Source organism: Methylobacterium sp. C25, assembly GCF_021352225.1.
GTDB lineage: Bacteria > Pseudomonadota > Alphaproteobacteria > Rhizobiales > Beijerinckiaceae > Methylobacterium.
The window spans coordinates 547,209-572,773 of the sequence record NZ_JAAUVI010000001.1 but is presented as its reverse complement, the minus strand read 5'-3'; the positions used below and the strand labels follow the sequence as shown (position 1 = coordinate 572,773).

Annotated in this window: 29 protein-coding genes; 20 read left to right on the top strand and 9 right to left on the bottom strand. The window is 67.5% G+C overall.

Annotated elements, in window-relative coordinates:
- Positions 1 to 24: 24 nt before the first annotated feature.
- The 5 genes from HCU64_RS02760 to HCU64_RS02740 all read left to right on the top strand — a co-directional run bounded on the left by HCU64_RS02760 (position 25) and on the right by HCU64_RS02740 (position 4,491).
- The gene (locus HCU64_RS02760) at positions 25 to 642 is read left to right on the top strand and encodes a glutathione S-transferase family protein (protein WP_233382250.1); all 618 of its coding nucleotides are present in this window, start codon (positions 25 to 27) and stop codon (positions 640 to 642) included.
- A gap of 60 nt (positions 643 to 702) precedes the next feature.
- Positions 703 to 2,766, top strand: coding sequence for a 2Fe-2S iron-sulfur cluster-binding protein (locus HCU64_RS02755; RefSeq protein ID WP_233382249.1), 2,064 nt, complete (start codon positions 703 to 705; stop codon positions 2,764 to 2,766).
- An 87-nt stretch (positions 2,767 to 2,853) separates the two neighbouring features.
- Positions 2,854 to 3,123, top strand: a complete 270-nt coding sequence (locus HCU64_RS02750; RefSeq protein ID WP_233382248.1) for a hypothetical protein — start codon at positions 2,854 to 2,856, stop codon at positions 3,121 to 3,123.
- A gap of 37 nt (positions 3,124 to 3,160) precedes the next feature.
- Positions 3,161 to 3,472: a hypothetical protein gene (locus tag HCU64_RS02745; protein ID WP_233382247.1), complete on the top strand. Its 312-nt coding sequence runs from the start codon at positions 3,161 to 3,163 to the stop codon at positions 3,470 to 3,472.
- A gap of 128 nt (positions 3,473 to 3,600) precedes the next feature.
- Complete coding sequence (locus HCU64_RS02740) at positions 3,601 to 4,491, top strand: LysR family transcriptional regulator (RefSeq protein ID WP_233382246.1); 891 nt, start codon at positions 3,601 to 3,603, stop codon at positions 4,489 to 4,491.
- Between the two features lie 37 nt (positions 4,492 to 4,528).
- Here HCU64_RS02740 and HCU64_RS02735 read toward each other — a convergent pair whose 3' ends face one another.
- A complete protein-coding gene (locus HCU64_RS02735; RefSeq protein ID WP_233382245.1) occupies positions 4,529 to 5,215 on the bottom strand; it encodes a hypothetical protein in 687 nt (228 codons plus the stop codon).
- Positions 5,216 to 5,411: 196 nt separating this feature from the next.
- Here HCU64_RS02735 and HCU64_RS02730 point away from each other — a divergent pair, with 196 nt between their 5' ends.
- The gene (locus HCU64_RS02730) at positions 5,412 to 5,666 is read left to right on the top strand and encodes a hypothetical protein (protein WP_233382244.1); all 255 of its coding nucleotides are present in this window, start codon (positions 5,412 to 5,414) and stop codon (positions 5,664 to 5,666) included.
- A 10-nt stretch (positions 5,667 to 5,676) separates the two neighbouring features.
- Here HCU64_RS02730 and HCU64_RS02725 read toward each other — a convergent pair whose 3' ends face one another.
- A complete protein-coding gene (locus tag HCU64_RS02725) occupies positions 5,677 to 6,612 on the bottom strand; it encodes a metal ABC transporter substrate-binding protein (RefSeq protein ID WP_233382243.1) in 936 nt (311 codons plus the stop codon).
- Between the two features lie 177 nt (positions 6,613 to 6,789).
- Here HCU64_RS02725 and HCU64_RS02720 point away from each other — a divergent pair, with 177 nt between their 5' ends.
- From HCU64_RS02720 to HCU64_RS02700, 5 genes are all read left to right on the top strand, one after another.
- Positions 6,790 to 7,335 (top strand): Spy/CpxP family protein refolding chaperone, encoded by a 546-nt coding sequence (locus tag HCU64_RS02720; RefSeq protein WP_233382242.1) that lies wholly within the window; start codon positions 6,790 to 6,792, stop codon positions 7,333 to 7,335.
- A gap of 92 nt (positions 7,336 to 7,427) precedes the next feature.
- Positions 7,428 to 9,215, top strand: coding sequence for an ABC transporter ATP-binding protein (locus HCU64_RS02715; RefSeq protein ID WP_233382241.1), 1,788 nt, complete (start codon positions 7,428 to 7,430; stop codon positions 9,213 to 9,215).
- Positions 9,216 to 9,295: 80 nt separating this feature from the next.
- Positions 9,296 to 10,336: an aldose epimerase family protein gene (locus HCU64_RS02710; protein ID WP_233382240.1), complete on the top strand. Its 1,041-nt coding sequence runs from the start codon at positions 9,296 to 9,298 to the stop codon at positions 10,334 to 10,336.
- Positions 10,337 to 10,399: 63 nt separating this feature from the next.
- Positions 10,400 to 10,960, top strand: a complete 561-nt coding sequence (locus HCU64_RS02705) for a GbsR/MarR family transcriptional regulator (RefSeq protein ID WP_233382239.1) — start codon at positions 10,400 to 10,402, stop codon at positions 10,958 to 10,960.
- 4 nt (positions 10,961 to 10,964) lie between these two features.
- A complete protein-coding gene (locus HCU64_RS02700) occupies positions 10,965 to 11,648 on the top strand; it encodes a DUF4166 domain-containing protein (protein ID WP_233382238.1) in 684 nt (227 codons plus the stop codon).
- Between the two features lie 97 nt (positions 11,649 to 11,745).
- Here HCU64_RS02700 and rsfS read toward each other — a convergent pair whose 3' ends face one another.
- The 4 genes from rsfS to proB form a co-directional block, all read right to left on the bottom strand.
- Positions 11,746 to 12,135 (bottom strand): ribosome silencing factor, encoded by a 390-nt coding sequence (rsfS, locus tag HCU64_RS02695; RefSeq protein WP_233382237.1) that lies wholly within the window; start codon positions 12,133 to 12,135, stop codon positions 11,746 to 11,748.
- A 95-nt stretch (positions 12,136 to 12,230) separates the two neighbouring features.
- Complete coding sequence (locus tag HCU64_RS02690; RefSeq protein ID WP_233382236.1) at positions 12,231 to 12,827, bottom strand: nicotinate-nucleotide adenylyltransferase; 597 nt, start codon at positions 12,825 to 12,827, stop codon at positions 12,231 to 12,233.
- Positions 12,828 to 12,846: 19 nt separating this feature from the next.
- Complete coding sequence (locus tag HCU64_RS02685; RefSeq protein WP_233382235.1) at positions 12,847 to 14,148, bottom strand: glutamate-5-semialdehyde dehydrogenase; 1,302 nt, start codon at positions 14,146 to 14,148, stop codon at positions 12,847 to 12,849.
- A gap of 133 nt (positions 14,149 to 14,281) precedes the next feature.
- Positions 14,282 to 15,418 carry a glutamate 5-kinase gene (gene proB / locus HCU64_RS02680; RefSeq protein WP_233382234.1) on the bottom strand — a complete coding sequence of 379 codons (1,137 nt, stop codon included), beginning with the start codon at positions 15,416 to 15,418 and terminating at the stop codon, positions 14,282 to 14,284.
- 258 nt (positions 15,419 to 15,676) lie between these two features.
- Between proB and HCU64_RS02675 the strand changes: the two genes are divergently transcribed.
- The 3 genes from HCU64_RS02675 (at position 15,677) to ccrA (ending at position 19,134) form a co-directional block, all read left to right on the top strand.
- Complete coding sequence (locus tag HCU64_RS02675) at positions 15,677 to 17,188, top strand: carbohydrate porin (protein ID WP_233382233.1); 1,512 nt, start codon at positions 15,677 to 15,679, stop codon at positions 17,186 to 17,188.
- A 39-nt stretch (positions 17,189 to 17,227) separates the two neighbouring features.
- On the top strand, positions 17,228 to 17,608 hold the full coding sequence (locus HCU64_RS02670; RefSeq protein ID WP_233382232.1) for a hypothetical protein: 381 nt from the start codon (positions 17,228 to 17,230) through the stop codon (positions 17,606 to 17,608).
- 221 nt (positions 17,609 to 17,829) lie between these two features.
- Complete coding sequence (ccrA, locus tag HCU64_RS02665) at positions 17,830 to 19,134, top strand: crotonyl-CoA carboxylase/reductase (RefSeq protein ID WP_233382231.1); 1,305 nt, start codon at positions 17,830 to 17,832, stop codon at positions 19,132 to 19,134.
- 34 nt (positions 19,135 to 19,168) lie between these two features.
- Here the strand turns inward: ccrA and HCU64_RS02660 are convergent, their stop codons facing one another.
- Both HCU64_RS02660 and HCU64_RS02655 read right to left on the bottom strand, forming a co-directional pair.
- Positions 19,169 to 19,570: an ABC transporter ATP-binding protein gene (locus HCU64_RS02660; RefSeq protein ID WP_233382230.1), complete on the bottom strand. Its 402-nt coding sequence runs from the start codon at positions 19,568 to 19,570 to the stop codon at positions 19,169 to 19,171.
- Positions 19,571 to 19,694: 124 nt separating this feature from the next.
- Positions 19,695 to 19,871, bottom strand: coding sequence for a hypothetical protein (locus HCU64_RS02655; protein ID WP_233382229.1), 177 nt, complete (start codon positions 19,869 to 19,871; stop codon positions 19,695 to 19,697).
- 84 nt (positions 19,872 to 19,955) lie between these two features.
- Here HCU64_RS02655 and HCU64_RS02650 point away from each other — a divergent pair, with 84 nt between their 5' ends.
- The 3 genes from HCU64_RS02650 to HCU64_RS02640 all read left to right on the top strand — a co-directional run bounded on the left by HCU64_RS02650 (position 19,956) and on the right by HCU64_RS02640 (position 22,829).
- On the top strand, positions 19,956 to 20,804 hold the full coding sequence (locus HCU64_RS02650) for a hypothetical protein (protein ID WP_233382228.1): 849 nt from the start codon (positions 19,956 to 19,958) through the stop codon (positions 20,802 to 20,804).
- 89 nt (positions 20,805 to 20,893) lie between these two features.
- A complete protein-coding gene (gene leuD, locus HCU64_RS02645; RefSeq protein ID WP_233382227.1) occupies positions 20,894 to 21,496 on the top strand; it encodes a 3-isopropylmalate dehydratase small subunit in 603 nt (200 codons plus the stop codon).
- Positions 21,497 to 21,644: 148 nt separating this feature from the next.
- The gene (locus HCU64_RS02640) at positions 21,645 to 22,829 is read left to right on the top strand and encodes a lytic murein transglycosylase (RefSeq protein ID WP_233382226.1); all 1,185 of its coding nucleotides are present in this window, start codon (positions 21,645 to 21,647) and stop codon (positions 22,827 to 22,829) included.
- 121 nt (positions 22,830 to 22,950) lie between these two features.
- On the opposite strand, the gene rplS is transcribed toward HCU64_RS02640, so the two are convergent.
- Positions 22,951 to 23,343, bottom strand: coding sequence for a 50S ribosomal protein L19 (gene rplS / locus HCU64_RS02635; protein WP_183501984.1), 393 nt, complete (start codon positions 23,341 to 23,343; stop codon positions 22,951 to 22,953).
- Between the two features lie 294 nt (positions 23,344 to 23,637).
- Here rplS and HCU64_RS02630 point away from each other — a divergent pair, with 294 nt between their 5' ends.
- The 3 genes from HCU64_RS02630 (at position 23,638) to HCU64_RS02620 (ending at position 25,547) form a co-directional block, all read left to right on the top strand.
- Positions 23,638 to 24,204, top strand: a complete 567-nt coding sequence (locus HCU64_RS02630; RefSeq protein WP_233382225.1) for a NifU family protein — start codon at positions 23,638 to 23,640, stop codon at positions 24,202 to 24,204.
- A gap of 144 nt (positions 24,205 to 24,348) precedes the next feature.
- Positions 24,349 to 25,029 (top strand): tRNA (adenosine(37)-N6)-threonylcarbamoyltransferase complex dimerization subunit type 1 TsaB, encoded by a 681-nt coding sequence (gene tsaB / locus HCU64_RS02625; RefSeq protein ID WP_233382224.1) that lies wholly within the window; start codon positions 24,349 to 24,351, stop codon positions 25,027 to 25,029.
- Complete coding sequence (locus HCU64_RS02620) at positions 25,026 to 25,547, top strand: GNAT family N-acetyltransferase (RefSeq protein ID WP_233382223.1); 522 nt, start codon at positions 25,026 to 25,028, stop codon at positions 25,545 to 25,547. The genes tsaB and HCU64_RS02620 overlap by 4 nt, the downstream gene beginning before the upstream one ends.
- Positions 25,548 to 25,565 lie beyond the last annotated feature (18 nt).

The window sequence follows — 25,565 nt, the reverse complement described above, 5'->3', positions numbered from 1 at the left end:
CCATGACAGCCAGGGATCAAACCGATGAAACTCCATGTCCATCCCCTATCCGGCCACTCGCACCGGGCTCGCCTGTTCCTTTCGCTGCTCGGTGTTCCGCACGAGCTGGTCGAGGTCGACCTCATGGCCGGCGCGCATAAGTCGCCCGCATTCCTCGCGTTGAACCCCTTCGGCCAGGTGCCGGTGCTCGAGGATGACGGCGTCGTCGTCTCCGATTCCAACGCGATCCTCGTCTATATCGCTCGCAAGCTCGGACGGTCCGATTGGCTGCCGTCGGATGCGCAGGGCGAGGCTGCCGTGCAGCGCTGGCTGTCGGTTGCCGCCGGCGAGCTGGCCTATGGCCCGGCCGCGGCCCGTCTCGTCACCGTCTTCGGTGCGAAGTTCAGCCCCGAGGAAGTGATCGGCCGGGCCCACACCCTGCTGGGGCGCCTCGAAGCGCATCTCGGCAGCCGCAACTGGCTCGTCGGCGAGCGCCCGACCATCGCCGACGTGGCGATCTACAGCTACGTGGCCCGCGCTCCCGAGGGCAATGTCGATCTCTCGGGTTATCCGAAGGTGACGGCCTTCCTGCGCCGGGTCGAGGCGCTGCCGGGCTTCGTCTCCTTCGTCGAGACCCCGGCCGGCCTCTCGGCCGCAGCGTGACATGAAGCTCAGGGCGCGCCGGGTGGCGCGCCCTGTCTCACCCGATCGGAGGACACGGCCATGAGCGACGTGACGACGATGAGCAAGCTGGCCACCTGGCATGCCGGGGAGAAGGCCATCCAGGAGAAGGCCGGCGTCGCCGAACGGATGGAGCAGGTCGGTCAGCGCGTGGTCCGGGACTACCTGCCGGACCAGCATCGCGACTTCTTCGAGCACATCCCCTTCATCATCCTCGGCAGCGTCGATCGCCAGGGCGATCCTTGGGCGACGATCCTGCCGGGACGGCCGGGCTTCATCGCGTCCCCCGACGCGCACATCCTCGAGATCGGCGCACGGGGTGACGCGAGCGATCCGGCCACCGAAGGCATGGCGGAAGGCAATGCCATCGGCTTGCTCGGCATCGAGCTGAACACCCGACGCCGCAACCGCGCGAACGGTATCGTCCGCGCCGAGACCGGCGAAGGCTTCCGCTTCGACGTCGATCAGAGCTTCGGAAACTGCCCGCAATACATCCAGCTGCGCGACCTCGACTATGTCCGCGACCCGCGCGAGCCCTTCGCCGGCCTCGTCGAGGAGAGCGTCGCGCTCGACCCATCGGCCCGCGCGATGATCGCTGCGGCCGACACCTTGTTCGTTGCCTCCTATGCGGAGCGCGACGACCGGCGGCAGGTCGACGTCTCGCATCGCGGCGGCAAGACCGGGTTCGTGCGCATCGCCGAGGACGGCACGCTCACCATCCCCGATTTTGCCGGCAATCTGTTCTTCGCGACGCTCGGCAACATCCTGCTGAACGGCAAGGCCGGCCTCGTCTTCGCCGATTTCGAGACGGGCGACCTGCTACAGATGACGGGCGAGGCCGAGGTCATCCTCGACTCGCCCGAGATCGCCGCCTTCCAGGGGGCTGAGCGCCTGTGGAGCTTCCGCCCCCGCCGCATCGTGCGGCGGCGTGGCGCGCTGCCCCTGCGCTGGTCGTTCCGCAAAGACGGCTGGTCGCCGAACGCCCTGATGACCGGCGATTGGCAGCAGGCCGCCGACCGCCTCCGTGCGGCCGAACTGGCGACGCGCTGGCGCCCGATGAAGGTGGCGCGGATCGTCGACGAGAGTCAGGCGATCCGCTCGTACCACCTGATTCCGGACGATGGCGCCGGGCTGCTCCCGCACAAGGCGGGGCAGCACCTGCCGATCCGCGTCACGCTGCCGGGATCGGAGAAGCCGGTCATCCGCACCTACACCCTGTCGGTCGCGCCGTCAGATGCGGTCTACCGCATCAGCGTGAAGCGGGACGGCGTGGTCTCGCGGCACCTGCACGACACCCTGCGCGTCGGCGACATCATCGAAGCGCGAGCGCCGAACGGCATGTTCACGATCGATGCGCGCGAGAAGCGCCCGGCCGTGCTGCTCGCCGGCGGCATCGGCATCACGCCGATGCTCGCGATGCTGCGCCACGTCGTCTACGAGGGCCTGCGCACCCGCGGCATCCGTCCGACCGTCCTGTTCTACGCGGCCCACTCGAAAAGCGAGCGCCCGTTCGACCGGGAGCTCGAGGCCATCGTCGAGGCCGCGCAGGGGGGCGTGCGGGTCGTTCGCGTGCTGAGCGATCCGGAGGGCGCCGAGGAGGGCGTCGACTACGATGTCGCCGGTCGGATCGACATGGCGATGCTCGGCCGCTTCCTGCCGTTCTCCGATTACGACTTCTACCTCTGCGGGCCGCCGCTGTTCACGCAGGCGCTCTACGACGGCCTTCGCGGCCTGAACATCGCGGACGAGCGCATCCATGCGGAGGCGTTCGGGCCCTCGTCGCTGGTCCGGACCCTGCCGGCGGCGGCACCCGTATCGTCCTGGCCGCCGCCCTCGACCAAGCCGGTGCCGGTGGCGTTCATGGACTCGACGAAGGAGGCTCGCTGGACGCCTGAATCCGGGTCCCTGCTCGACCTCGCCGAGGCGCGGGGACTCAGCCCGGAATTCAGCTGCCGGACGGGCTCCTGCGGCACCTGCAAGACCCGGCTGCTGGCCGGAAAGGTCACCTATCTGCGGGAGCCGACGGCTCCCCTGGAGGAGGGCGAGGTGCTGATCTGCTCGGCTGCGCCGGCCGAGGGCGAGGACCGCATTCAACTCGCCCTCTGACATCGTCAAATCGCGGAAAAAACGAGGTTTTTCGCGATTGCCCTCGGTCTCTCGAGAGGAGCCGACGCCTCGAACGGGGATGAGATCATGCACCGTCTTTCGATTCCCTTCGGCCTGCAGCACGGCCCCTCCCGGTGGTTCCTGCAGGCACTCCACAGGCATCGCGGCCGGGTGCCGGAGGCGATCCGCGGCCTCCCCGCCTCCGTCGGGATTCCACCCGTCTGCGGCGCGGTCGCCCTGAGTGACATGGCTGCGGTCCATGCGGCCGGTTTCGGCGACGCCGAGATCGTCGAGGCCATCGCGCGCGACAGGCGAGCCGGTGTGATTGTCCCCGTCTCCGGCCGGCAGGCGACCTGACTCCAGAGCCACGAAGCCGCCGATCGGAAATCCCACAATGTCCTCCTTCACGCTCGACGAGCGCGTGCGCCTGTCGATCGCTCTCGGTCTCACGGCGGGTTACGGCGATCCGGCGCTGCACCGCCGACAGGAGAAAGCGGCCTGCCGGCTCGGCATGACCGGGGCCGAGATCGACGCCGCCCGGCATGGCCGCAGCTTCGACATGCGGACCTCCGCAGCCCTGGCCCTCGCGCTGGCTTCGGCCTCTGGCGACCGGGACCGCGTGCGGATCGAGCGCGCCCGCGCCCGACGGTTCGGCATCGCCGAGGCCGTCTGCGACGAGATTGAGGAGTTGGCCGCTCGGGCGTGATCCACTGCCTTAGCGGTGAGAGCCGCGTGTTCGCGCCTTGCCGATTGGCTGTTCCATCCCGGATGATAGGGGCTGTCGGAGGGCGCGGCTGCGCGCTCCGAGTCTCGTCCGGGAGCGAACGACAGTCGATGGACCGCTGGCATGCCATGCGCATCTTCGCGAAGGTCGCCGAGACGATGAGTTTCGCCGAGACCGCGCGCCAGATGCACATGAGCGCTCCGGCCGTGACCCGCGCCATCGCGGCGCTGGAGGAAACCATCGGCGCGCGCCTGTTCGTGCGCACCACGCGTTCGGTGAAGCTCACCGAGGCTGGCGGGCGCTATGTCGAGGATTGCCGGCGCATCCTCGCCGACATCGCCGAGGCGGAGGCTGCCGCTGCCGGCTCCTACGCGACGCCGTCCGGGACGCTCTCCATCACCGCGCCGCTCCTGTTCGGGCACATGTACGTCCTGCCCGTCGTCACCGAGTACCTCGACAGCTACCCGACCATGGCGGCGCAGACGCTATTCGTGGATCGCTCCGTAAACATCGTCGAGGAGGGTATCGACGTCGCCATCCGAATCGGGAACCTCGCGGATTCCGGCTTCACTGCGGTCAAGGTCGGCGCGGTGCGCCGGGTCGTCTGCGGCGCGCCGTCCTATTTCGAGAAGCACGGCGTTCCCGAGACCCCGGCCGACCTGAGGAGCCACCGTATCGCGGCACCCACGAGTGCCTGGGCTTCGCCGGAATGGCGTTTCGGGGGGGACCACAGGGTGACGATTGACGCGGTTCTCCAGTCCAACACGAACGAAGCCGCGATCTCCGCCGTGTCGGCAGGCTGGGGCCTGACGCGGGTGCTGCACTATCAGATCGGTCCGGCCCTGCTCGACGGACGCCTGCAGATCGTGCTCGGCGATTACGAGGAGCCACCCCTCCCGATCCACGTCATCTACGCCGAGGGGCGCCAGGCTCCGGCGAAGGTCAGGGCCTTCGTCGATCTTGCCGTGGCCCGCCTTCGCGCCGACCGGTTCCTGAACTGAGCGGCGGCAGCCGCTCCGTGGATTCAGCCGAAGGGGCCTACTCGACCTGCCCGGAGCGCACCGTCGCGAGCCACAGGACGTGGCGGCGGCCGCTATCGACGTTCGAGCGGATGCGGATCTCCTCCACGGAGAACCCCATCCGCTTCAGGCGCGCCTTGAACTTGCGGTCGGGGTGGCCGGACCAGACCGCCAGGATGCCGCCGGGGCGCAAGGCCCAGCGCGCGCGCTTCAGACCCCATTCGTCGTAAAGGCGGCTGTTCTGTCTCCGCGTGGCCCCCTCCGGGCCGTTGTCGACGTCGAGCAGGATGGCGTCGTAAGCCGCGGGGGCCTCCTGGATGATGCGGTTGACGTCCTCGAGCCGCAGCACGACCCGCGGGTCGTCGAGCGCGCCCTCGAACAGATGCGCCAGGGGGCCGCGCGCCCAGGTGGCGACGGCGGGGACGAGTTCGGAGACGACGACGCCGGCTTGCGGGCCGAGCCCATCCAGGGCGGCGCGCAGCGTGAAACCCATGCCGAGCCCGCCGATGAGCATGCGCGCGGCCGGACGGTCGCGAAGGCGTTCGCAGGCCAGGGTCGCCAGTGCTCGCTCCGAGGCGCAGAGCAGGTCGCTCATCAGCTCGACCTTGCCCACCATGATGGTGAAGCCGTCGCTGCGCTGCATCAGCCGCATCGTATCGGGCGTGCCGGGCACCGCGCCGACATCGCGTTGGATCCAGTCGTTCACGTCGTTGGCTTTGCTGTGAGTGAGAAGAGGATGGCTGCCGGCGCTTAGCAGACGCGACGCCGGGCGGGGTAGGCGGCGACCGCGGACGGGGCTATGCAGGCGCCCGAAGCGAGACCCATTGGTCTCGTCGTTTCGGGCATTCCGTATCGCCGGCCTCGCCAAGGATGGCCGCGATCGATCAAAAGAGTCTCCTCCCATGGCCAAGCGCGTGAAGTCGAAGCCGCAGGAGCGCGGGTTCGTTCTGTTCGACGTGGTGTTCGAGGATGGCAGCCTCGCCTCGAACCGCCGCATCCCGATGGAGATCCTCGGCGGCCTCGACGGCGACGAGCCCGCCCGGACGATGATCGAGGAGCAGGAAGCCGAGATCGCCGAGAAGGCGAGCCGTCCGCCCCGCGTGATCCAGACGCTGGCCCGCACACCCACGCGCCGGGTCGAGGCGAAGCTGGACTGAACGCCGCGCGCTAGCCCAGCGCGTCGCGGAACGCCCGGAGATTGGCGCGCATCATCTCGAGATAGCCCGGCGCCGGCCCGTCCGCCGCGCTCAGCGCGTCCGAATAGACCTTGCCGCCGACCTTGGCGCCGCTCTCGCGGGCGATCTGCTGCATCAGGCGCGGATCGGCGATGGATTCCAGGAAGACCGCCGGGATCTTCTGCTGGCGGATCTGCCGTATGATGCGGGCGACGTCCCGCGGGCCGGCCTCGCTGTCCGTCGAGAGGCCCTGCGGCGCGACGAATCGCAAGCCATAGGCCTGCGTGTAGTAACCGAAGGAATCGTGCGTGGTGATGATCCGCCGGCGCGCCTCGGGGATCTCGGCAATCGTCATGCGGATTTCCGCATCGAGCGCGTCGAGCTTGTCGGTATAGACCCTGGCATTCTCGGCGTAGGTGGCCGCGTGGGCGGCGTCGATCCGCGAGAGCCCGTCGCGGATGGCGGCGACGTAAAGTTTGGCGTTCGCCACGCTCTGCCAGGCATGCGGATCTTCATGGTTGTCCGCGACATCGCCGTGATCATGATCGGCGTGATCACGCGACCCGGCGATGGTTTTCGCCCCGCTCGACGCGACGATCACCGGCGCCTTGGTACCGGAGGCGCGGATCAGCCGCTCCATCCAGCCCTCGAAGCCGAGGCCGTTGACGAAGACGATGTCGGCGCTGGCGAGCCGGCGCGCATCGTCCGGTGACGGGCTGAAGCTGTGCGCGTCGGCATCCGGCCCGACGAGGTTGGTGACGGCGACGCGGTCTCCCCCGACTTGGCGCACGAGATCGCCGAGGATCGAGAAGGTCGCCACCGCCTTGATCGGCTCCTCGGCCGAGGCCCCGGCCGGCGCGAGGACGGCCAGGATCAGCAGCAGCCACGCCCCCGCTCGCTGAAGTCCCAAGTGCCGGTTGCCCTTCATCGATCCCGTCCGCCTCTCACCGATCTCGGTCAGATAATGTAACATTATCACATTGCCAATCGGGTCGCGCGTTACGCAACGTGACGAAGCCGCAACGTGCCGGACATACGCCGGATACACGGGCTTGGGCATTCTGTCGGCCTGGGGTGAGTTCATTCGTTGGATCGAGGTTCCGCCATGTCGAAACGTGTGATCGTTGCGGTGATGCTGGCCGGGCTGGCCGGTGCTGGCGCCATTGCCTCGGCGAGCGCCGAGGGGCGTCACGGCTGGGACGGCCCCGGCCATCGGCACGGGCGCTGGAGCGCGCTGACCCCCGAAGACCGTGCGGCCTTTGCCGATGCGCGCATCGCCGCGCTCCACACCGGCATGAAGCTCAATGCCGACCAGGAGAAGCTCTGGCCACCGGTCGAGGCGGCCATGCGCGACATGTTCAAGCAGCGGCAGGCCCGGATGCAGGCCTGGCGCGAGCGCGGCGAGAAGTCCCAGGACGCACCGACCCGCCTGCGCGCCATGGCCGATGCGGCGACCGCCCGCGGCGAGGCCCTGCGCAAGCTCGCCGACGCCACCGGGCCGCTCTATGCCACCCTCGACGAGGGTCAGAAGCGACGCGCTGCGATCCTCGCGCATCCGCTGCGCGGGCGCGGTGGCGATGAGGGCGGCCATGGAGGCTGGCGCCATCGCGGTGGCGAGGGCGACGGGCCGGGCGACAAGCACAACGACTGATCGTTTCGCGGGTTTCGCTTGATCCCGGGGGGCGGCGGCGGCAAACACCGCTGTCCCTTCGACGGGGTCGGATCACGGAAAACGCGAAACGCATGGCGCGGCGCCCGCTCCTGAGAGGCGACACTCTCCCCCTTCTCGGACGGCTCTGGCGCGAGTGGATGGCGCCGCATCGCGCGACGCTCGCAGCCGTGCTCGTGCTGATCGCCATCGTCGGGGCTGCGACTGGCCTGTACCCGACGCTGATCAAGGCAGCCTTCGACGCCTTCGACGCCAAGGACCAGCGAGCGCTGATCTATGGACCCTTCGTCGTCATCGCGGTGACGGCCGTGCGAGGCTTCGCGCTCTACGGCCAGACCGTGCTTACGAACCGCGTCGTCACCCAGGTCGAGGCCGACATGCAGGCTGCGCTCTATGCGCACCTGATCGAAGCCGACATGGCGCAGCTCGGTCGCGAGAGCGCCGCCTCGTTCACACAGCGCTTCACCACCGATTTCGCCTTCATCAAGGAGGCGCTGACCCGCATCTCCACCGTGATGCTGCGCGACCTCGCCATGCTGATCGCGCTGGTCGGCGCCCTGCTCTGGATCGACCCGATCATGACCCTCGCGGCCGGCGTGACCGCTCCGTTCGTCGCCGGGCCGATCGGCCGGGTCGGCAAGAAGCTGCGCCGCGTCTCCACCAACACGCAGGAGCAGATGGGCCTGATGGCGAGCCTGATCAGTGAGAGCCTGCAGGGAGCGCGCGTCGCCAAGACCTACGCGCTCGAAGGCTATCTGAAAGGCCGTGCCGCCGACGCCCTGCAGCATGTGCGCCGGCTCAAGATGAAGGCGGCCAACACCCGCGGCCGGCTCGATCCGCTGCTCGAGGTCGGCGGCGGCTTTGCAGTTGCCGCCGTGCTGGTGCTGGTCGGGCAACGGGTGATGTCGGGCGAGAAGACGGTCGGAGATTTCACGGGTTTCGTCGCCGCCCTGCTGCTTGCCTCGCAGCCCGCACGCGCGCTCGGCACGCTCAACGCCATCCTGCAGGAGGCCTCCGCCGCCCTGACCCGCTACTATGCGCTGCTCGACGAGCCCGCGACGATCCGCGAGCCGGCAGACGCCGTGCCTCTGCAGGTGACGAAGGGGGAGATCCGCTTCGAGAACCTGCATTTCCGCTACCGCGAGGACGCGCCGGCCATCGAAGGGATCGACCTGACGGTGCCGGGTGGCACCACCACGGCGCTGGTCGGCCGTTCGGGCTCGGGTAAGTCGTCGCTGCTCAACCTCGTGCCGCGCCTCTATGACGTCACGCAGGGCCGTGTGCTCATCGACGGCCAGGACATCCGCCGCGTGACGCTGGCCTCGCTGCGAGAGGCCGTTGCCGTGGTCTCGCAGGACGTCGTGCTGTTCGACGACACCATCGCCGCCAACATCGCCTTCGGCCGCCCCGGTGCGAGCCGTGCCGAGATCGAGGCCGCCGCCGAGGCTGCCGCGGCGCATGGCTTCATCTCGCGGCTTGCCGAAGGCTACGACTTTCGCGTCGGGCCGTCCGGCAGCCGGCTCTCCGGCGGTGAGCGCCAACGTGTCTCGCTGGCCCGCGCTTTCTTGAAAGATGCGCCGATCCTGCTGCTCGACGAAGCGACGAGCGCGCTCGATTCCGAATCTGAGCGGCTCGTCCAGGCCGCCCTGGAGCGGTTGATGACGGGGCGCACGACGCTCGTCATCGCTCATCGCCTCTCAACCGTGCGCGATGCCGGCCTGATCGCAGTGCTCGATGCAGGACGGGTCGTCGAGACGGGAACCCACGACACCTTGGTCGCGGCGGGGGGCGCCTACGCGCGGCTCCATCGCCTGCAACTCTCCGAGCCGTCGGAGCCCCAGCCGGTCCTCGCCGAAGAATAGGGCAGGGCGTCCCGAGCCCATGGACGAAGCCGGCTCGCGCGCAATGTTCCACGCGGGAGCGTGGCAGGCGGGAGATCCGAATGGCCGGCGAGATCTTCGGCAAGACCAAGGGCGGCGAGATCGTCAGCCGGCTGACGTTGGAGCGCGGCAATTTTCGCGTCCAGGTACTCGATTACGGCGGCATCATCACCACGATCGAGACGCCCGACCGCCAGGGCCGCCTGGCGAACATCGTGCTCGGCCTCGATTCCGTCGAGGGCTACGAGACGGTGAGCCCGCATTTCGGGGCGCTGGCCGGCCGCTACGCCAACCGCATCGCGAGCGGCCGCTTCACCCTCGACGGCACGGCCTATGAGCTGCCGATCAACAACCCGCCCAACACCTTGCATGGCGGCGTGAATGGCTTTGCCAAGCGGCTCTTCCGGATCGAGGCTGCGGATGCCCAGCGCGTCGTACTGATGCGGCGCAGCCCCGATGGCGAGGAGGGCTTTCCGGGCAATCTCGACCTCGAGGTGGTCTACAGCCTGCCGGAGGATGGCGTGTTGCGCATCGATTACCGCGCCTTCACGGACAAGCCGACCGTCCTCAACCTCACCAATCACAGCTACTTCAACCTTGCCGGCGAAGGCTCCGGCGACGTGATGGGCCATGTCGTCGAGATCGCGGCGGATGCCTATACGCCGACCGATGCCGGCCAGATCCCCACCGGCGAGATACGCTCCGTGGAGGGCACGCCCTTCGACTTCCGCAAGGCCACGGCGGTTGGCCAGCGCATCCGCCAGGACGACCCGCAGATCGTGCTGGCCAAGGGCTACGACCACAATTTCGTGCTTCGCAATGCCGGCGGCGGCCTGCGACCGGCCGCCTCCTGCCTCGAGCCGTCGAGTGGCCGCCGCCTCGACATCGCGACGACCCAGCCGGCCGTGCAACTCTACACGGGCAACAATCTCGACGGCACGCTGGTCGGCCCCTCGAAACGCACCTATCGCTCCGGTGACGGCGTCTGCTTCGAGACGCAGGGCTTTCCGGATGCACCGAACCACCCGGACTTCCCCTCGACGGTGCTGAGGTCTGGCGCGCCGTTCGTGTCGACGACGACGTTTCGGTTCTCGGTGGCATAAGCCGAGCTTCGCCATACCCGAAATGGCTTGACGGGCAGCTCGAACAGGTCTCTAATTTCTGTCATGACAGAAATAACGGACCAACAAAGGAAGCTTCCCGCAGCCGTCGAGGGCTTCGTCATGCACTGGGGCAACCTGGGCAGCCAATGGGGCGTAAACCGCTCCGTCGCGCAGATCCACGCCCTGCTCTACCTCTCCGAGAAGCCGATCACGGCGGAGGAGATTGCCGACACGCTCGGCATCGCCCGCTCGAACGTCTCGAACTCATTGAGGGAACTCACCGGCTGGAACCTGATCCGGCGGGTGCCGGTCTTCGGCGACAGGCGCGATCACTTCGTGGCCGAGACCGATCTCTGGGAGATGGCGACGCGGATCGCCGCCGGACGCAAGGAGCGCGAGATCGACCCGGCCATCGCGGCTCTGCGCGCGTGCGCGCTCCAGGCAGAGGGGGATCCCGCCATCGGCCAAGTGGCACAGCGGCGGCTGACAGCGATGCTCGATTTCACGCAGACGATGGAGGGCTGGTACGCGCAGATGCTGCACGTGCCGCACGGGACACTCGCCAAGCTGATCAAGCTCGGCAGCCGCATCGTCCGTTTCCTACCCTCGAAGCCGGAGGGGTAGTTCGATGTCCGCACTCGCACGCTGCCGCCCGGCGCCCACAGCGCCCGTACCGGCCAGGACGGATCTGCTCGATCTCCGCTTCCGCGCGCTGATCCCGGAAGCGCAATGGGCCTGCCTGCCCGAGGCCGTGCGCCGCCGCTTCTCGAAGCGGCTGCCGCAGGGGGCGAGCGCAGTCTATGCCGGGCAGGTCGTCTCGACGCGGATGAATTGGGCCGGGTGGCTCTTGGCCCAGGCGACGCGCTTCATCGGCGCGCCGCTGCCGCTCTCCCGGGCTGTCGGCATGGCGAGCGTCGTGTCGGTCACCGAGGACCCTCAAGGCGGCGGCCAAATCTGGACGCGGCTCTATGCCCGGCCGAGCGGCTTTCCGCAGATGATCCACTCGGCCAAGCGCTTCGCCGGGCCGACGGGCCTCGAAGAGCATATCGGCGCGGGGATCGGCATGAGGCTGAGCGTCGGCGTCGAGGATGGAGCGCTGGTGTTTCGCAGCCGCGGCTATTTTGTCGATGTGCTGGGTCTGCGGCTCACGCTGCCGGCCTGGCTTTCGCCGGGCGCTCTGAGCGTGACCCATGCCGCCATGACGGACGACGCCTTCCGCTTCATCCTCGACCTTCGGCACCCGTTGCTCGGGCTGCTGATCCGACAGGAAGCGGAGTTTCGGGACAGCGTTCCGGGCACGCCAGGGCGCTGAGACCGGTCAGGCGATCCCTGGAATCCTTCGAAGCCGCTGCGCAGCACCTCGGGATGAGTGCCGTTCGGCGGATCGAAGGAGCTGCGGTGCCTAAGACTCAGCCGCCGAGATGGGCCGAGGGGCGATCGTCGCCCCAGATCTTCTCGAGGTTGTAGAAGCCGCGCACCTCTGGACGGAAGATGTGGACGAGGAGGTCGCCCGCATCGATGAGCACCCAGTCGCAGGCCGGCATGCCCTCGACACGCGGGGTGCCGTATCCGCCATTCTTCAGACCCTGCAGGATCTTGTCGGCGATGGCGCCGACATGGCGGTGGTTACGGCCGGAGGCGATGATCATGGTGTCGGCGAGAGACGTCTTGCCGGCGAGATCGATGGCGATCGTCTCCTCGGCCTGCATGTCGTCGAGACAGCCCAGCGCGAGGGACTTCAGATCCTCGGAGGCCTGCGCTTCTTGTGCGTGTTGGTCGTTCAGCGGATCGGTTCCCACTATAGGCGCGGCCTCGTCCGAGGCGGCTGTCGTTCTGTCACGAAAACTTGGATGGTTTGGCCGCCGACTTCAATGCCGCCTCGCCAACCGCGCCTTCATACACGGTTCCGCAGCGCCGTCGATGACAGGGATGAACGCGGGCCATGCAGGAAGACCCAAGCCGGCGGCGGCAGGCCCGCCAGGAGCGGGGCATCGGTCTCGTCGATGCGCCAGCGGGCGAGCGTCCGGGCTCCGGGGGCGTTCGGCCCGGACAGGGTGTAGCCGGGCCGATCAATCACGGCGATCGGCATCAGCGAGGCGATTTCCTGAAAACGCTCCCAGCGGTGGAAGCTCGCCAGCGAATCGGCGCCCATGATCCAGACGAATTGAACCGAGGGGTAGTGGCGGCGCAGCCAGCGCAGGGTCTCGATGGTGAAGCGCGCGCCGATCGTCTCCTCGAACCCTGTTACGGCGATGCGGGGATCGCGGGCCACGCGCATCGCAGCCGCCATGCGCTCAGCGAGCGGCACGAGGTCGTTGCGGTCCTTCAGCGGATTGCCGGGCGTCACCAGCCACCAGACCCGGTCGAGCCGCAGACGCTTCAGCGCCATGCGGCTAACATGAAGATGACCGGCATGGGCCGGGTTGAACGAGCCCCCGTAGAGCCCGATCCGAAGGCCGGGCAAAGCCGGCGGCAGGCGCGCCGTCTCCATTGCCTGTCGTCGCAACGCGTCAGACCGGACGCGTCTGCCCGTTGCCGTGGACGCGGTACTTGAAGGTGGTGAGCTGTTCGACGCCGACCGGACCGCGCGCGTGCATCCGGCCCGTGGCGATGCCGATTTCGGCACCAAAGCCGAACTCGCCGCCATCGGCGAACTGCGTCGAGGCATTGTGGGTAACGATCGCAGAATCGACCTCGGCCAGGAAGCGGGTGGCCGCCTCCGCGTCGTCGGTGACGATGCAGTCGGTGTGATGCGAGCCGTAGGACTCGATGTGGTCGATCGCGGCGTCGAGACCGTCGACGACACGCGCCGCGATGATCGCGTCGAGATACTCGGTGTGCCAGTCGGCTTCGTCCGCCGCCGTGACACGGGAATCGACTGCGCGCACTGCCTCGTCGCCCCGCACGGCGCAGCCGGACTCGAGCAGGGCCTCGACCAGCGGCTTGAGGTGCGTCTCGGCGACCGCCTTGTCGACGAGCAACGTCTCGGCCGCGCCGCAGACGCCGGTGCGGCGCATCTTGCTGTTGAGGAGCAGCGTGCGGGCCATGTCGAGATCGGCGCCGGCCGCGACATAGACATGGTTGATGCCGTCGAGATGGGCGAAGACCGGCACTCGCGCCTCGGCCTGGACACGTTCGACGAGGCTGCGGCCGCCGCGCGGCACGATCACGTCGATCGAGCCATCGAGGCCGGACAGCATCAGGCCGACCGCGGCGCGGTCGCGAGTCGGCACGAGCTGGATCGCGTCCGCCGGCAGGCCGGTCTGGGCGAGGCCCTCGCTCATGGCGCGGGCGATCACCGTCGCGGTCCGGTGCGAATCGGAGCCGGCGCGCAGGATCGCGGCGTTGCCGGCCTTGAGGCAGAGCGCCCCGGCATCGGCCGTGACGTTGGGCCGACTTTCGAAGATCACGCCGACGACGCCGAGCGGTACGGCGATGCGTTCGATCATCAAGCCGTTCGGCCGTTCGAAGGCGGCGAGCTGGCGCCCGATCGGATCGGGCAGCGCTCCGACCTGGGCCACCGCTTCGGCGATGCCGGCGACTCGGCGCTCGTCGAGGGTGAGCCGGTCGATGATGGCGTTGGACTGTCCCGCCGCCTTGGCGGCGCTGACATCGCGCGCGTTCTCGCGAAGAATCTCGGCGGCGTTGATGCGGATGCGCTCGGCGATGGCGCGCAACGCATTGTCCTTGGTCTGAGCGGACGCGAGTGCCATGCCGCGCGTCGCAGCGCGAGCCCGGCGGCCGATCTCGGCCATCTGTGTGGGCAGGTCGTCGGCGTCCGCGAGTTCGGAGCGCAGGTTCAGAACAGGCACTGTCCCGTTTCCATCATCGGTGGCGCGTGCGTTGCGCAGGATATTTCGCTGTCTCATCGCACGTGGGGTGTTTTCCCAACAAGTCCAGGAGCGCCTAGGCCGGGGACGGCACCGTTGCGCCCAGCGCGGAGCCTCAGACAGGATTGATCTGGCCGACCGTCGCCATGTCGTCGCGATGGACGATCTCGCTGCGGCCCGAATAGCCGAGCAGCTCGGCGATCTCGCGGCTCGGCCGACCGATGATGAGCTGGGCCTCGGTGCTGTCGAAGGAGACGAGGCCGCGGGCGAGCACGCGGCCGGACTTGTCGCGGATCAGCACGGCGTCACCCTTGCCGAAGGCGCCCTCGACGGCGGTGACGCCGACGGGCAGCAGGCTTGCGCCGCTCTGCAAGGCGCGAGCGGCGCCATCGTCGATGACGAGCGCGCCGCTCGGCTCCAACGCCCCGGCGATCCAGGTTTTCCGAGCCGCCGTCGGGGTGGAGGCCGAGAGGAACCAGGAAGAGCGCTTCCCCTCGCGGATGGCGCGCAACGGGTTTTTTCCGCGGCCGTCGGCGATGACCATGTGCGTGCCGCCGGCCACCGCGATCTTGGCAGCCTCGACCTTGGTGCGCATGCCGCCTCGCGAAAGCTCGGAGGCCGGTCCGCCAGCCATCGCCTCGATCTCGGGCGTGATCCGGTCGATCACAGGCAGGTGTTGTGCATTCGGATCGGTATGTGGCGGCGCAGTGTAGAGCCCGTCGACATCGGAGAAGAGCACCAGCACGTCGGCGCCGATCATGGTGGCGACGCGAGCGGCGAGGCGGTCGTTGTCGCCGTAACGGATCTCGACGGTGGCGACGGTGTCGTTCTCGTTGACGACGGGCACGGCGCGCACCTCCAGCAGCTTCTGGACGGTGGCGCGCGCATTCAGGTAGCGGCGGCGCTCTTCGGTGTCGCGCGGCGTCACCAGGATCTGGCCTGCGACGATGTCGTGATGCCCGAGTGCCTCGGTCCAATGCCGGGCGAGCGCGATCTGCCCCACCGCTGCCGAAGCCTGGCTCTCCTCCAGCCGCAGGAGGCCGGGTGGCAGGCCGAGCACGGTACGCCCCAGCGCGATGGCACCGGAGGACACCACGGCGACGTCGACGCCTGACGCATGCAGCTCTGCGATGTCTTCGGCAAGCGCCGCGAGCCAGGCATGGCGCAGGCGCCCTCGGCTGCTGTCGACGAGCAGGGCGGAGCCAACCTTGATGACGACGCGTCGGAAATCTTCGAGGGCAGGTGTCGACACGAGAGGATGCAGGCGAGTGGAGGCGGAGGGGACGCTTCCCGTTTGCACGAACTCGCAGGGCTTGAACAGCAGAGGACAGGATTGCGGCGTGGTCACACAGGCTGCGCTTGAGGCGTTCAGGGCACAGGCGAACCGGAATAATTTTGCATTTCGTTCGTATCGCTCCGGCGGCGTGTTCAGCCGCGATTGCGGCATGTTAATAAATTCGAGCGCCGGCGGAGATCGGCCCGCACGATACGAAGTGATGGGAGCGATGCGATGAAGGCGTTTCTCACGGGTCTATCCGCCTTTGGACTCTGTGCGATCGCCATGACGCCCGCGTCGGCTCAGCCTGCTTCCCCGGGGGCGCCTGGGGCCGAGGCGCCGATCGTCCGGCCGAAGCCCGGGCCGGCCAGGGCGCGGGCCGCGAGACCGCGTTCGGCGCGGGGCGGCCAGAGCCAGGGCATCGCCGCTGCTGACAGTGCCCAGGGCAACGCCTCTCGGCAGGGCCAGACCGCCGCGCCTGCGAAGTTGCCGCCGGGCACCTTCGATCTCGGCAACGGCCTGACCTTCCTGCTCAACTACACGAGCGAATCCGCTGCCAACCCGATCGGCGGCATCCGGCAGGGCACGGCCTATTCGGCGCAGATCTTCTTCGGCATCGACGCTGACCTGAACCGGCTCGCTGGGATCGAGGGCGCCTCGCTCCACTCCATCGTCACCCAGCGCCACGGCCGCAGCCTGTCCAACGACTTCATCGGCAACGACACATCGGTGCAGGAAATCTACGGCGGCGGGCAGACGGCGCGGCTGACCCAGCTCAGCTGGCAGCAGAAGCTGTTCGACAACCGGCTGGATTTCGAGGTCGGGCGCCTGAACGGGCAGGGCGCCTTCCTCGGCTCGCCGCTCTATTGCAACTTCCAGAACAACGCGACCTGCGGCTCGCCGACCTTCACCTTCAAGACCACGAACTTCACCTACTTCCCGACTTCGAGCTGGGCCGGCCACGCCAAGCTCTGGATCGATGACGAGCGCAAATTCTTTGTCCATATCGGCGCCTACGAGGTGAACCCGAACCTGCTGCTGTCGACCGACAACGGCATCGACTGGTCCACTCGCGGCGCGACGGGCGCGGTCATCCCGATGGAGGTCGGCTACTCGACGACCTTCGACAACGACCTGATGCCGCGCAATTACGGGATCGGCGCCGTGGTCGACCGTTCGAAGTACAATGACCCGGTGCGCGACGTCCTTGGAGGCTCTTCTCTGTTCTCGGGGCTCGATCCGTTCACGCAATTCGGCCGCTCGCTCGTCTACGCGCGGTTCGACCAGATGGTCTGGCGGCCGGATCCGACGCAGCCGCAGGGCTTGAGCCTGTTCGGCGTGGCGATGAAGTCGACTGGCGGCCGCCAGACTCAGGACTACTTCCTCGAACTCGGTGCCGTGGAGACCGGCACCTTTGCGGACCGTCCCTTCGATACCGTCGGTTTCGTGGTCTCGGTCCAGAAATACTCGTCGCTCGGCCTCGCCAACATCCGGGCGGCCCGTGCCTCTCAAGGGCTCGACCCGCGCGACATCGCCACCCAACAGATCATGATGGAACTGAACTACGGCATCCAGCTCTCGCCGGCCGCCCGCCTGACGCCGCAACTCCAGTACATCGTCAACCCGGACCAGACCCGCTTTCCGTTCCGGCCCAAGCCCATCCCGGACGCCTTCGTGCTCGGCGCCAAGTTCTCCTGCGACCTCTTCACGCTGTTCGGCCTCGCCAAGGGGCCCGGCAGCATCTAGCAAGCCATTCGGCTTGAGAGTGCCGCGCAGCATGATGTGTTGCGCCGCACTTTGAATGACGCCATGCCGTCCCAGATCCGCTTCACATCTCAGCTGGTCCCGATCGCATCATCGGCCAGTGACATCGAAGCGGAGCTGTCCATGAGCCAGCGTATCCTCGTTCTGACCGCCGTCGCGGCGATTGCCACCGGCGCGACCATCTCCACCGCCAACGCGCAGGGCTACGGTTCGACCGGTAGTGTTGCGGCGTCGCTCGGCGCGACGGCAGGCCCGCCGATCCCTCAAGGCCGCACACTCGCCGGTGATCCCGTGTCGATGTTGCAGCCGGCGACCACTGGCTCGCTTGCGCGTGGGGATCGCACGTGGTCGAAATTCGAGCATGCGCGAAGATCAGCGTATCGGGCTCAGCCGATCCGGTGACTGATTAGCGAAGCCGCTGGCTGCGGTTTCGGCTTTCGTCATGTTGCCGTTGCGTCGCAACTCTCCCTGATTTTGGGGATAATTTTGTATTCATTTGCCGCTCGTCTCGGGCGACGCCCGATTACGTGGATTGCCGTCTATCCTTAGCCCTTTGGCCCCCTTGGACACCCTCGGTAACGTCGCTATAGCGACGCGAAACTTCGTACCTGAGGAGTGCCAAGATGGCATCGAGCGCAGCGGTGACCCAAACCTGGACGGGTGGGTCCACCGAGAAAAAGGACCTCTATGATCTCGGCGAGGTCCCGCCGCTCGGCCACGTGCCGAAGAACATGTACGCCTGGGTGGTTCGCAAGGACCGCCACGGGCCGCCGGAGAGCGCCAATGAGGTCGAGGTCGTCCCGACCTGGTCGCTCGGCGACGACGACGTGCTCGTCTACGTGATGGCTGCCGGCATCAACTATAACCACGTGTGGGGTTCGCTCGGTGAGCCGGTCTCGCCGATGGATTCGCACAAGTGCGACATCCATATCGGCGGCTCCGATGCCTCGGGCATCGTCTGGGCGGTCGGCTCCAAGGTGAAGCTGTGGAAGGTCGGCGACGAGGTCGTCATCCACTGCAACCAGGACGACGGCGACGACGAGGAGTGCAACGGCGGCGACCCGATGTTCTCGAACTCCCAGCGCATCTGGGGCTACGAGACGCCGGACGGCTCCTTCGCGCAGTTCTGCCGGGTGCAGTCGCGCCAGCTGATGCCGCGCCCGAAGCACCTCACCTGGGAAGAAGCGGCCTGCTATACGCTGACGCTCGCCACGGCCTACCGCATGCTGTTCGGCCATACGCCGCACCAGCTGAAGCCCTCCGACAACGTCCTCGTCTGGGGCGCCTCGGGCGGTCTCGGCGTGTTCGCCGTGCAGCTCATCGCGGCTTCGGGCGCGAACGCCATCGGCGTGATCTCGGACGAATCGAAGCGCGACTACGTGATGAGCCTCGGTGCCAAGGGCGTCATCAACCGCAAGGACTTCAACTGCTGGGGCCAGATGCCCAAGGTGAACTCCGAAGAATACAACGTCTGGCTCAAGGAAGCCCGCAAGTTCGGCAAGGCGATCTGGGAGATCACCGGCAAGGGCAAGGACGTCGACATGGTGTTCGAGCACCCGGGCGAATCGACCTTCCCGGTCTCCTGCCTTGTGGTGAAGCGCGGTGGCATGGTCGTGTTCTGCGCCGGCACCACGGGCTACAACATCACCTTCGACGCCCGCTACGTCTGGATGCGCCAGAAGCGTATCCAGGGCTCGCACTTCGCCCACCTCAAGCAGGCGGCCTCGGCCAACCGCTTCGTGATCGACCGCCGCGTCGACCCGTGCATGAGCGAGGTCTACCCCTGGGAGAAGATCCCGGAGGCCCACACCAAGATGTGGAAGAACCAGCACCCGCCGGGCAACATGGCCTGCCTCGTCAACGCGACCAAGGCCGGACTGCGCACCGTCGAGGACGTGATCGAGGCCGGCCCGAAGAAGGCGGTCTGAGGCCTTCGCGCCAACACATCCGTCCGCGAGGCGATCAGCCTTTGCGGACGGGTTGCAGGTCTCCGAAGAAGCCAGTCCATTTCATGCCCATTGCGTGCGCGCGCTGGGCGATGACCGTTTGTGCTGTCATCACGCCGATCGCGGGCGCGGCGCTCGTCACCGGGTCGCTGAGGATGCGCCCGATCTGACGGCCGCCCCACCAGAGCTGTGCGATCAGCAGTCCGACGACCACGATCAGGCCCCATGTCGCGAGACTCTCGCCGTAGATGTAGAGGCCATAGGGCGGCTTCAGCCAGGTGCCGAGAATGCTGAGGCCCCAGCAAGCCGGAAGGCCCAGAACACCCAGCGCGATGACCGTGAGGACGGTTCGGCGGTAGAGCCGCAGCGCTTCGTTGAGCTCTTCGACGGTCGATGGGTGTTGCCCAGGCGCGGTCACAGGCTGTCTCGTCCTCCGATCACGAGCGATCATGGATCACTCGGCAAGCGGAGCGGTGGCACGGCACTTTCGATGCCTCAATGCACGACTTGGTGAAGCAAAGCCGTGATCGAGACCCGGTGTCTCAGCGCTTGCCGGTCTCGTTCTGCGGGAGGTGGCGCTTATACGTCTCCTCCTCTTCCCCACGCTTGGTGATGAGATCGGCATAGGCCTGCTTCATCTCTGGCGACATCGTGACCCGACGGCCTTTGTCGCCTTTGCGCTTCGGTGCCTTCTTGAAGGTGTTGGACGAGTCGGACATGGGGTCCTCGACGGTTCGGTCGGTCACAGGTCTTGATCCCGCCGGCCTTGGGCCCCTTCCGAATACTGTTCTTGAGACCGAAACATGACGGACAGCGCTCCGCTCGCGGCCTTTCCCCGGCGACCGATCGCGCTGAAGGCCGGCTGGCGCGCCCAGGGCGCCCTCTACTTCGGCGCGTTCATGGTCGTCGCCTCGCTTGCCGGAGCCGCATTCATCGGCATCAGCCAGTCGCGCGAGATTCTACAGGATCAGCGGATCTGGAAGGAGGGCCGCCTGGTTGCGGTGAAGGACGTCCGCGGAGGTTGCCGCAGCAATCTCCTCCTCGCCGCGCAGTGCAGTCTCACGGTGAGCTACGAGCCTTCGCCAGGCAAGAGCGAGGAGACGGAAGTGTCGGCGCTGGTCTTCGGCGGTCTCGACAACCCGCTCCCTCGCCCGGTCGCCAAAGTCGACCCGGCCGATCCACGCAGCCTCGCGCTCAACGCCATGGTCGACGCCGCTGCGGAGCGTTGGATCGCCGTCGCCGAGTTGACGGGTGGGTTGGCCTTTCTCAGCGCCGTGATCGCCTTCGGCGTCTGGATGGCGCTTCGCGAGGCCCGGCTGTGGCGCATCCTGGTCAAGGATCCCCAGCCCGTCGCGGCGCGCGTGATCGCCTCGCGCTACGTCAAGAACCCCGAATATGCGCGCGAGATCACTTTCGAAGTCGACGGGCCGGAGGGGTTGCGTCGTTCCAAGCAGCGGCTGGGGATCGTGCCGGCGAATCCGGGCGTCTACGATCGAAAGTCGCGCTATCGCGAGCCGATCTCGCTCGACCCACAGGGGACGCGACTTCTCGCCCTGACCAGCCCGAAGGGCGCGTTGCTCGTCGCCACCGATTTCCGCCCGCTCGTCCTGACGGACGAGGAGAAAGCCGCGATCCTCGGCAAGAACGCGTGAGCCGAGGGCGGCTTCCGACGGCCTCGGCGCGCTGCTAGAAGGCGGGTTCAGAACGGCGCGAGCCGACGACAGTCACGACGGCGACGATCATGGACAAGTTCACGACTCTGGAGGGCGTTGCCGCCCCCATGCGCATCATCAACGTCGATACCGACCGCATCATTCCGAAACAGTATCTCAAGACCATCAAGCGCTCCGGCCTCGGCAAGGGCCTGTTTTCGGAGATGCGCTACCGGGACGACGGCTCGGAGAACCCGGACTTCATCCTGAACAAGCCGGCCTACCGCCAGTCCAAGATCCTGGTGGCTGGCGACAATTTCGGATGCGGATCGTCGCGTGAGCATGCGCCCTGGGCGCTCGCCGATTTCGGCATACGCTGCGTCATCTCGACGAGCTTCGCCGACATCTTCTTCAACAACTGCGCCAAGAACGGCATCCTCGCGATCGTCGTCTCGCCGGAAGATCTGGAAAAACTGTTTGAGGATGCTGAGCGCGGCGCCAACGCGACGCTTACCGTCGACCTCGCCGCCCAGACCATCAAGGGGCCGGATGGCGGCACGCTGCATTTCGACATCGACGAGGCGCGCAAGCACAGTCTGCTCAACGGTCTCGACGAGATCGGCCTGACCCTGGAGCGTGGCGCGGCGATCTCCGGCTACGAGGCCAAGCTCGCGGAGCGGGGCTGGGCCTGAGACCGGAGTTCGAGAAGATTTCGTTAGAGAAGTCTTTACCATCCGGGCGCCTTAAATCTGCGGAATAGCCAGAGCACGATCCGACGAAACGAATTTCGGTTCGTCGTCGGACAGTGCGGCGACGGCAGAGCCGGCAGGAGACGCTCCGATGACCTCGCGCGCCACGATCACCGCCCTCGTCTGCTTCGCCGGCCTCGCAGCAAGCCCCGCACGAGCCGACTTCGATTCCTGCCTCGCCGGCATTCAGAATCAGGCCGCAGCGGCCGGCGTCTCGGCGCAGACCTTCCGTGCGGCAACCCGCGGGATCGAATACGACGACAAGGTCATCGAGCTTTCGCAGAAGCAGCCCGAGTTCAAGACGCCGATCTGGGACTACATGGCCGCCCTCGTCGACGACGAGCGCGTCGAGGACGGCAAGGCCGCCATGCGCCGTAATGCACAGGCGCTCGCCACCGCCGAGCAGCGCTACGGCGTCGATCGCCACGTCATCGCCGCCGTCTGGGGTGTCGAGTCGAATTTCGGCAAGAACCTCGGCACCATGCCGCTGGTGCAGTCGCTCGCGACGCTCGCCTGCTCCGGCAGCCGCCGTCGCGACTATTTTCGCGGTGAGCTGATCGCGACGCTCAAGATCATCGAGCGCGGCGACATCGAGCCCTCGCGCCTCACCGGCTCCTGGGCCGGCGCCTTCGGCCAGACCCAGTTCATGCCCTCGACCTACCAGCGCCTCGCGGTCGACCTCGACGGCGATGGTCGCCGCGACGTCGTCGATTCCACCGCCGATGCCGTCGGCTCGACCGCCAATTTCCTGCGCGCCGCGAAATGGTCGAATGGCATGGGCTGGGGCTACGAGGTCCGCCTGCCGCGCGGCTTCAACACCGCCGCCGCCGGCCGTACCCGCAAACACCCAGTCGGGCACTGGAGCGCCTTGGGCGTTACGAAGGCCGATGGCAGCCCGCTCACAGCCTCCGGTCCCGTCGGTATCCTGGCGCCCGCCGGCGCGAACGGACCGGCCTTTCTGGTGACCAAGAATTTCGACGCGATCTATTCCTACAACGCTGCCGAATCTTACGGGCTCGCCATCGCCGTGCTCTCGGACCGCCTTCGCGGCCGTCCCGGTGTGCAGGCCGACTGGCCGACCGACGATCCGCCGCTCTCGCGCGCAGAGCGTCGCGATCTCCAGGTTCGCCTGACCAAGCGCGGCTTCGACGTCGGCGAGCCGGACGGCAAGGTCGGCGAGAAGACTCGCGAAGCCATCAAGGCCGTCGAGCGCAGCCTCGGCATGCCGCTCACCGGCCGTCCCGGCGGCAAGGTGCTGCAGGCGCTAGGAGGCTAACCTCGGTCTGCCTCTTCCGGCTGGATCTCGCATCTGGTCGCAACGAAAAGCCCGCTCCGAGACATCGGAACGGGCTTTTGTATTCTTGGACGTAGGCTCCGCGACAGGAGCCCGCGAGCGATCACTCGGCGGCGGCAGGAGCCTTGGCGGCCTTCGCGGTGCGGTCGGTGCGCTCGACGATACGGGCCGACTTACCGCGACGGTCGCGCAGGTAGTACAGCTTGGCGCGGCGCACCTTGCCGCGACGGACCACCTTGATCGAGTCGATCAGCGGGCCATGCACGGGAAACACGCGCTCGACGCCCTCGCCGTAGGAGATCTTGCGGACGGTGAAGCTCTCGTTGAGGCCGCCACCCGAGCGCGCGATGCAGACGCCCTCATAGGCCTGGACGCGGGTGCGCTCGCCTTCCTTGACCTTGACGTTCACGATGAGCGTGTCGCCGGCCTGGAAGTCGGGAATGGTCTTGGCGAGACGAGCAACTTCTTCCTGCTCGATCTGCTGGATGATGTTCATGGCAAAGCTCCGGCCGTCGCGCCGCGCCATCCCTCATGGATAACGGGCGTCAGGATTTCGGCATCCTGTTGTGAGTTGGCGTGCGCCATACAGGAGGCGAGGACGTTTGTCACGCCGCGGTCATGGAGTGGTATCGTGACAGGGGCTGAGCGTTGCAGATCAGCTCGGCACGTTGCCCTGCCATGTTGAGAAAATCGGCATTCGGGTCCACATGAAACATGGTGTCGGACCGCTCCGGCGCCGTTCCCGGCCGGCCTTGAACCGGCGCCAGCGGACAAGGATTTTTCGATAGCCATGTTCATCCAGACCGAAGCCACCCCGAACCCCGCCACGCTGAAGTTCCTGCCCGGACGCGTGGTGCTGCCCGAATCGACCTTCGAGGCGAAGGATGAGGAGGGTGCTGCGCGCTCGCCGCTGGCCAAGGCGCTGTTCGACGTGCCCGGCGTCTCCGGGGTCTATTTCGGGCACGACTTCATCTCGGTGACCAAGGCCGACGGTGTGAGCGAGTGGCCGCAGGTGAAGCCCGCCGTGCTCGGCGCGATCATGGAGCACTTCCAGTCCGGCGCCCCGATTCTCGCCGAAGGTGTGGTGCTTGAGGAGGGCAGCGCGGAAGAATTCTACGAGGAGGCCGATCACGACATCGTCGTGACCATCAAGGACCTGCTCGAGACCCGCGTGCGTCCGGCCGTGGCGAGCGACGGCGGCGACATCACCTTCCGCGGCTATAAGGAAGGCGTGGTCTACCTCGAGATGAAGGGCGCCTGTTCGGGCTGTCCGTCCTCTACCGCGACGCTGCGCCAGGGCGTGCAGAATCTCTTCCGCCACTTCCTGCCGAGCGTGCGCGAAGTCCAGGCGATCTGAGGAAGCGCCGGGCACACCGGCAACACTTCCTCGTCAATGCACCTCAAATCGGCCGCCCCGCGCTGACGGGGCGGCCGTTCTTGCCTTAAACGTGGTGCCAGAGGGGCGGTGATCGCGAGCACCGCGGCCCGAAACGGAGTCAGAGTGCGCATTCTCGCCATCGATACGGCGCTCGACGCCTGTTCCGCTTGCGTCGCCACCGACGAGAGCGAAGAGCTGCTCGGCGAGGAGTCGATGACGCTCTCGCGCGGCCATGCCGAGGCGCTTCTTCCGCTTGTCGAGCGGGTGATGGCGCGTGTCGAGGGCGGCTTCGAGACCCTCGACCGCGTCGCGGTCACGGTCGGCCCCGGCAGCTATACCGGGCTGCGGGTCGGTCTGTCGGCGGCGCGCGCCATCGGGCTTGCCGCCAAGATCCCGGTCGTCGGGGTGACGACGCTGTCGGCGCTGCTCGCACCGCAACTCGCTCTGCAGACCGAGGGCCTGGTCGTCGCTGCGATCGATGCGCGCCACGGCTCGGTCTATCTGCAGGCGATCAGCGCCTCGGCCGGCGTCGCCGTGCCGCCCGTCCGTCTATCCGTCGAGGAGGCGCTGGAGCGCATCGTCGGTGATCGGATTACCCTGGTCGGCTCCGGAGCCCAGGCGCTCGCAGCGGCCGCGAAGGATCGCGGCCTCGAAGTCACCGTCGCCGAGACCGGCGCACCGCTGATCGCCTGGGTCGCCCAGCTCGGCCTCGTGGCCGATCCCGAACAGGCGCTGCCGAGGCCACTCTACCTGCGCGGCGCCGACGCCCAGCCCCAGGAACATACGAGGATTGCGCTCCAATGACGCGCGGCCTGTCCCCCTTCTGGGCTCTCGACTGGTGGTCCGCCTGGTGGGATGCCTGGGGCTCGACCCCCTACATCGCGCCCTTGCGCGATCCGGGACAAGCCTCGGCGCTCTCGCGCCTGCACGCCACCGCTTTCGCGCGTCCTTGGGACGCGCATGAATTCGAGCGGATGCTCTGCGAGCGTTCCACCGAGGCGCATGGTCTCTGGCGCGGCAACGGCGTCCATGGTTTCGCGCTATCCCGCAAGGTCGAGGACGAGGCTGAGATCCTCACCATCGTGCTCTCGCCCGCCCTGCGCGGCGGCGGCCACAGCCACCGGCTGCTGCGCGAGCATCTCGCTGCGCTCAGCTTCGCGGGCGTGCGCAACGTCCATCTCGAAGTGGACGAGGGCAACGATCCGGCCCTGCGGCTCTATGCGCGTCACGGCTTCACCAAGACCGGCGAGCGTACCGGATACTATCCGCGGCCCGACGGCAGCCGCGCCACGGCGCTGACTATGCGCGCTACGCTGGCCTGAGCGTGCGTACCGCGTGAA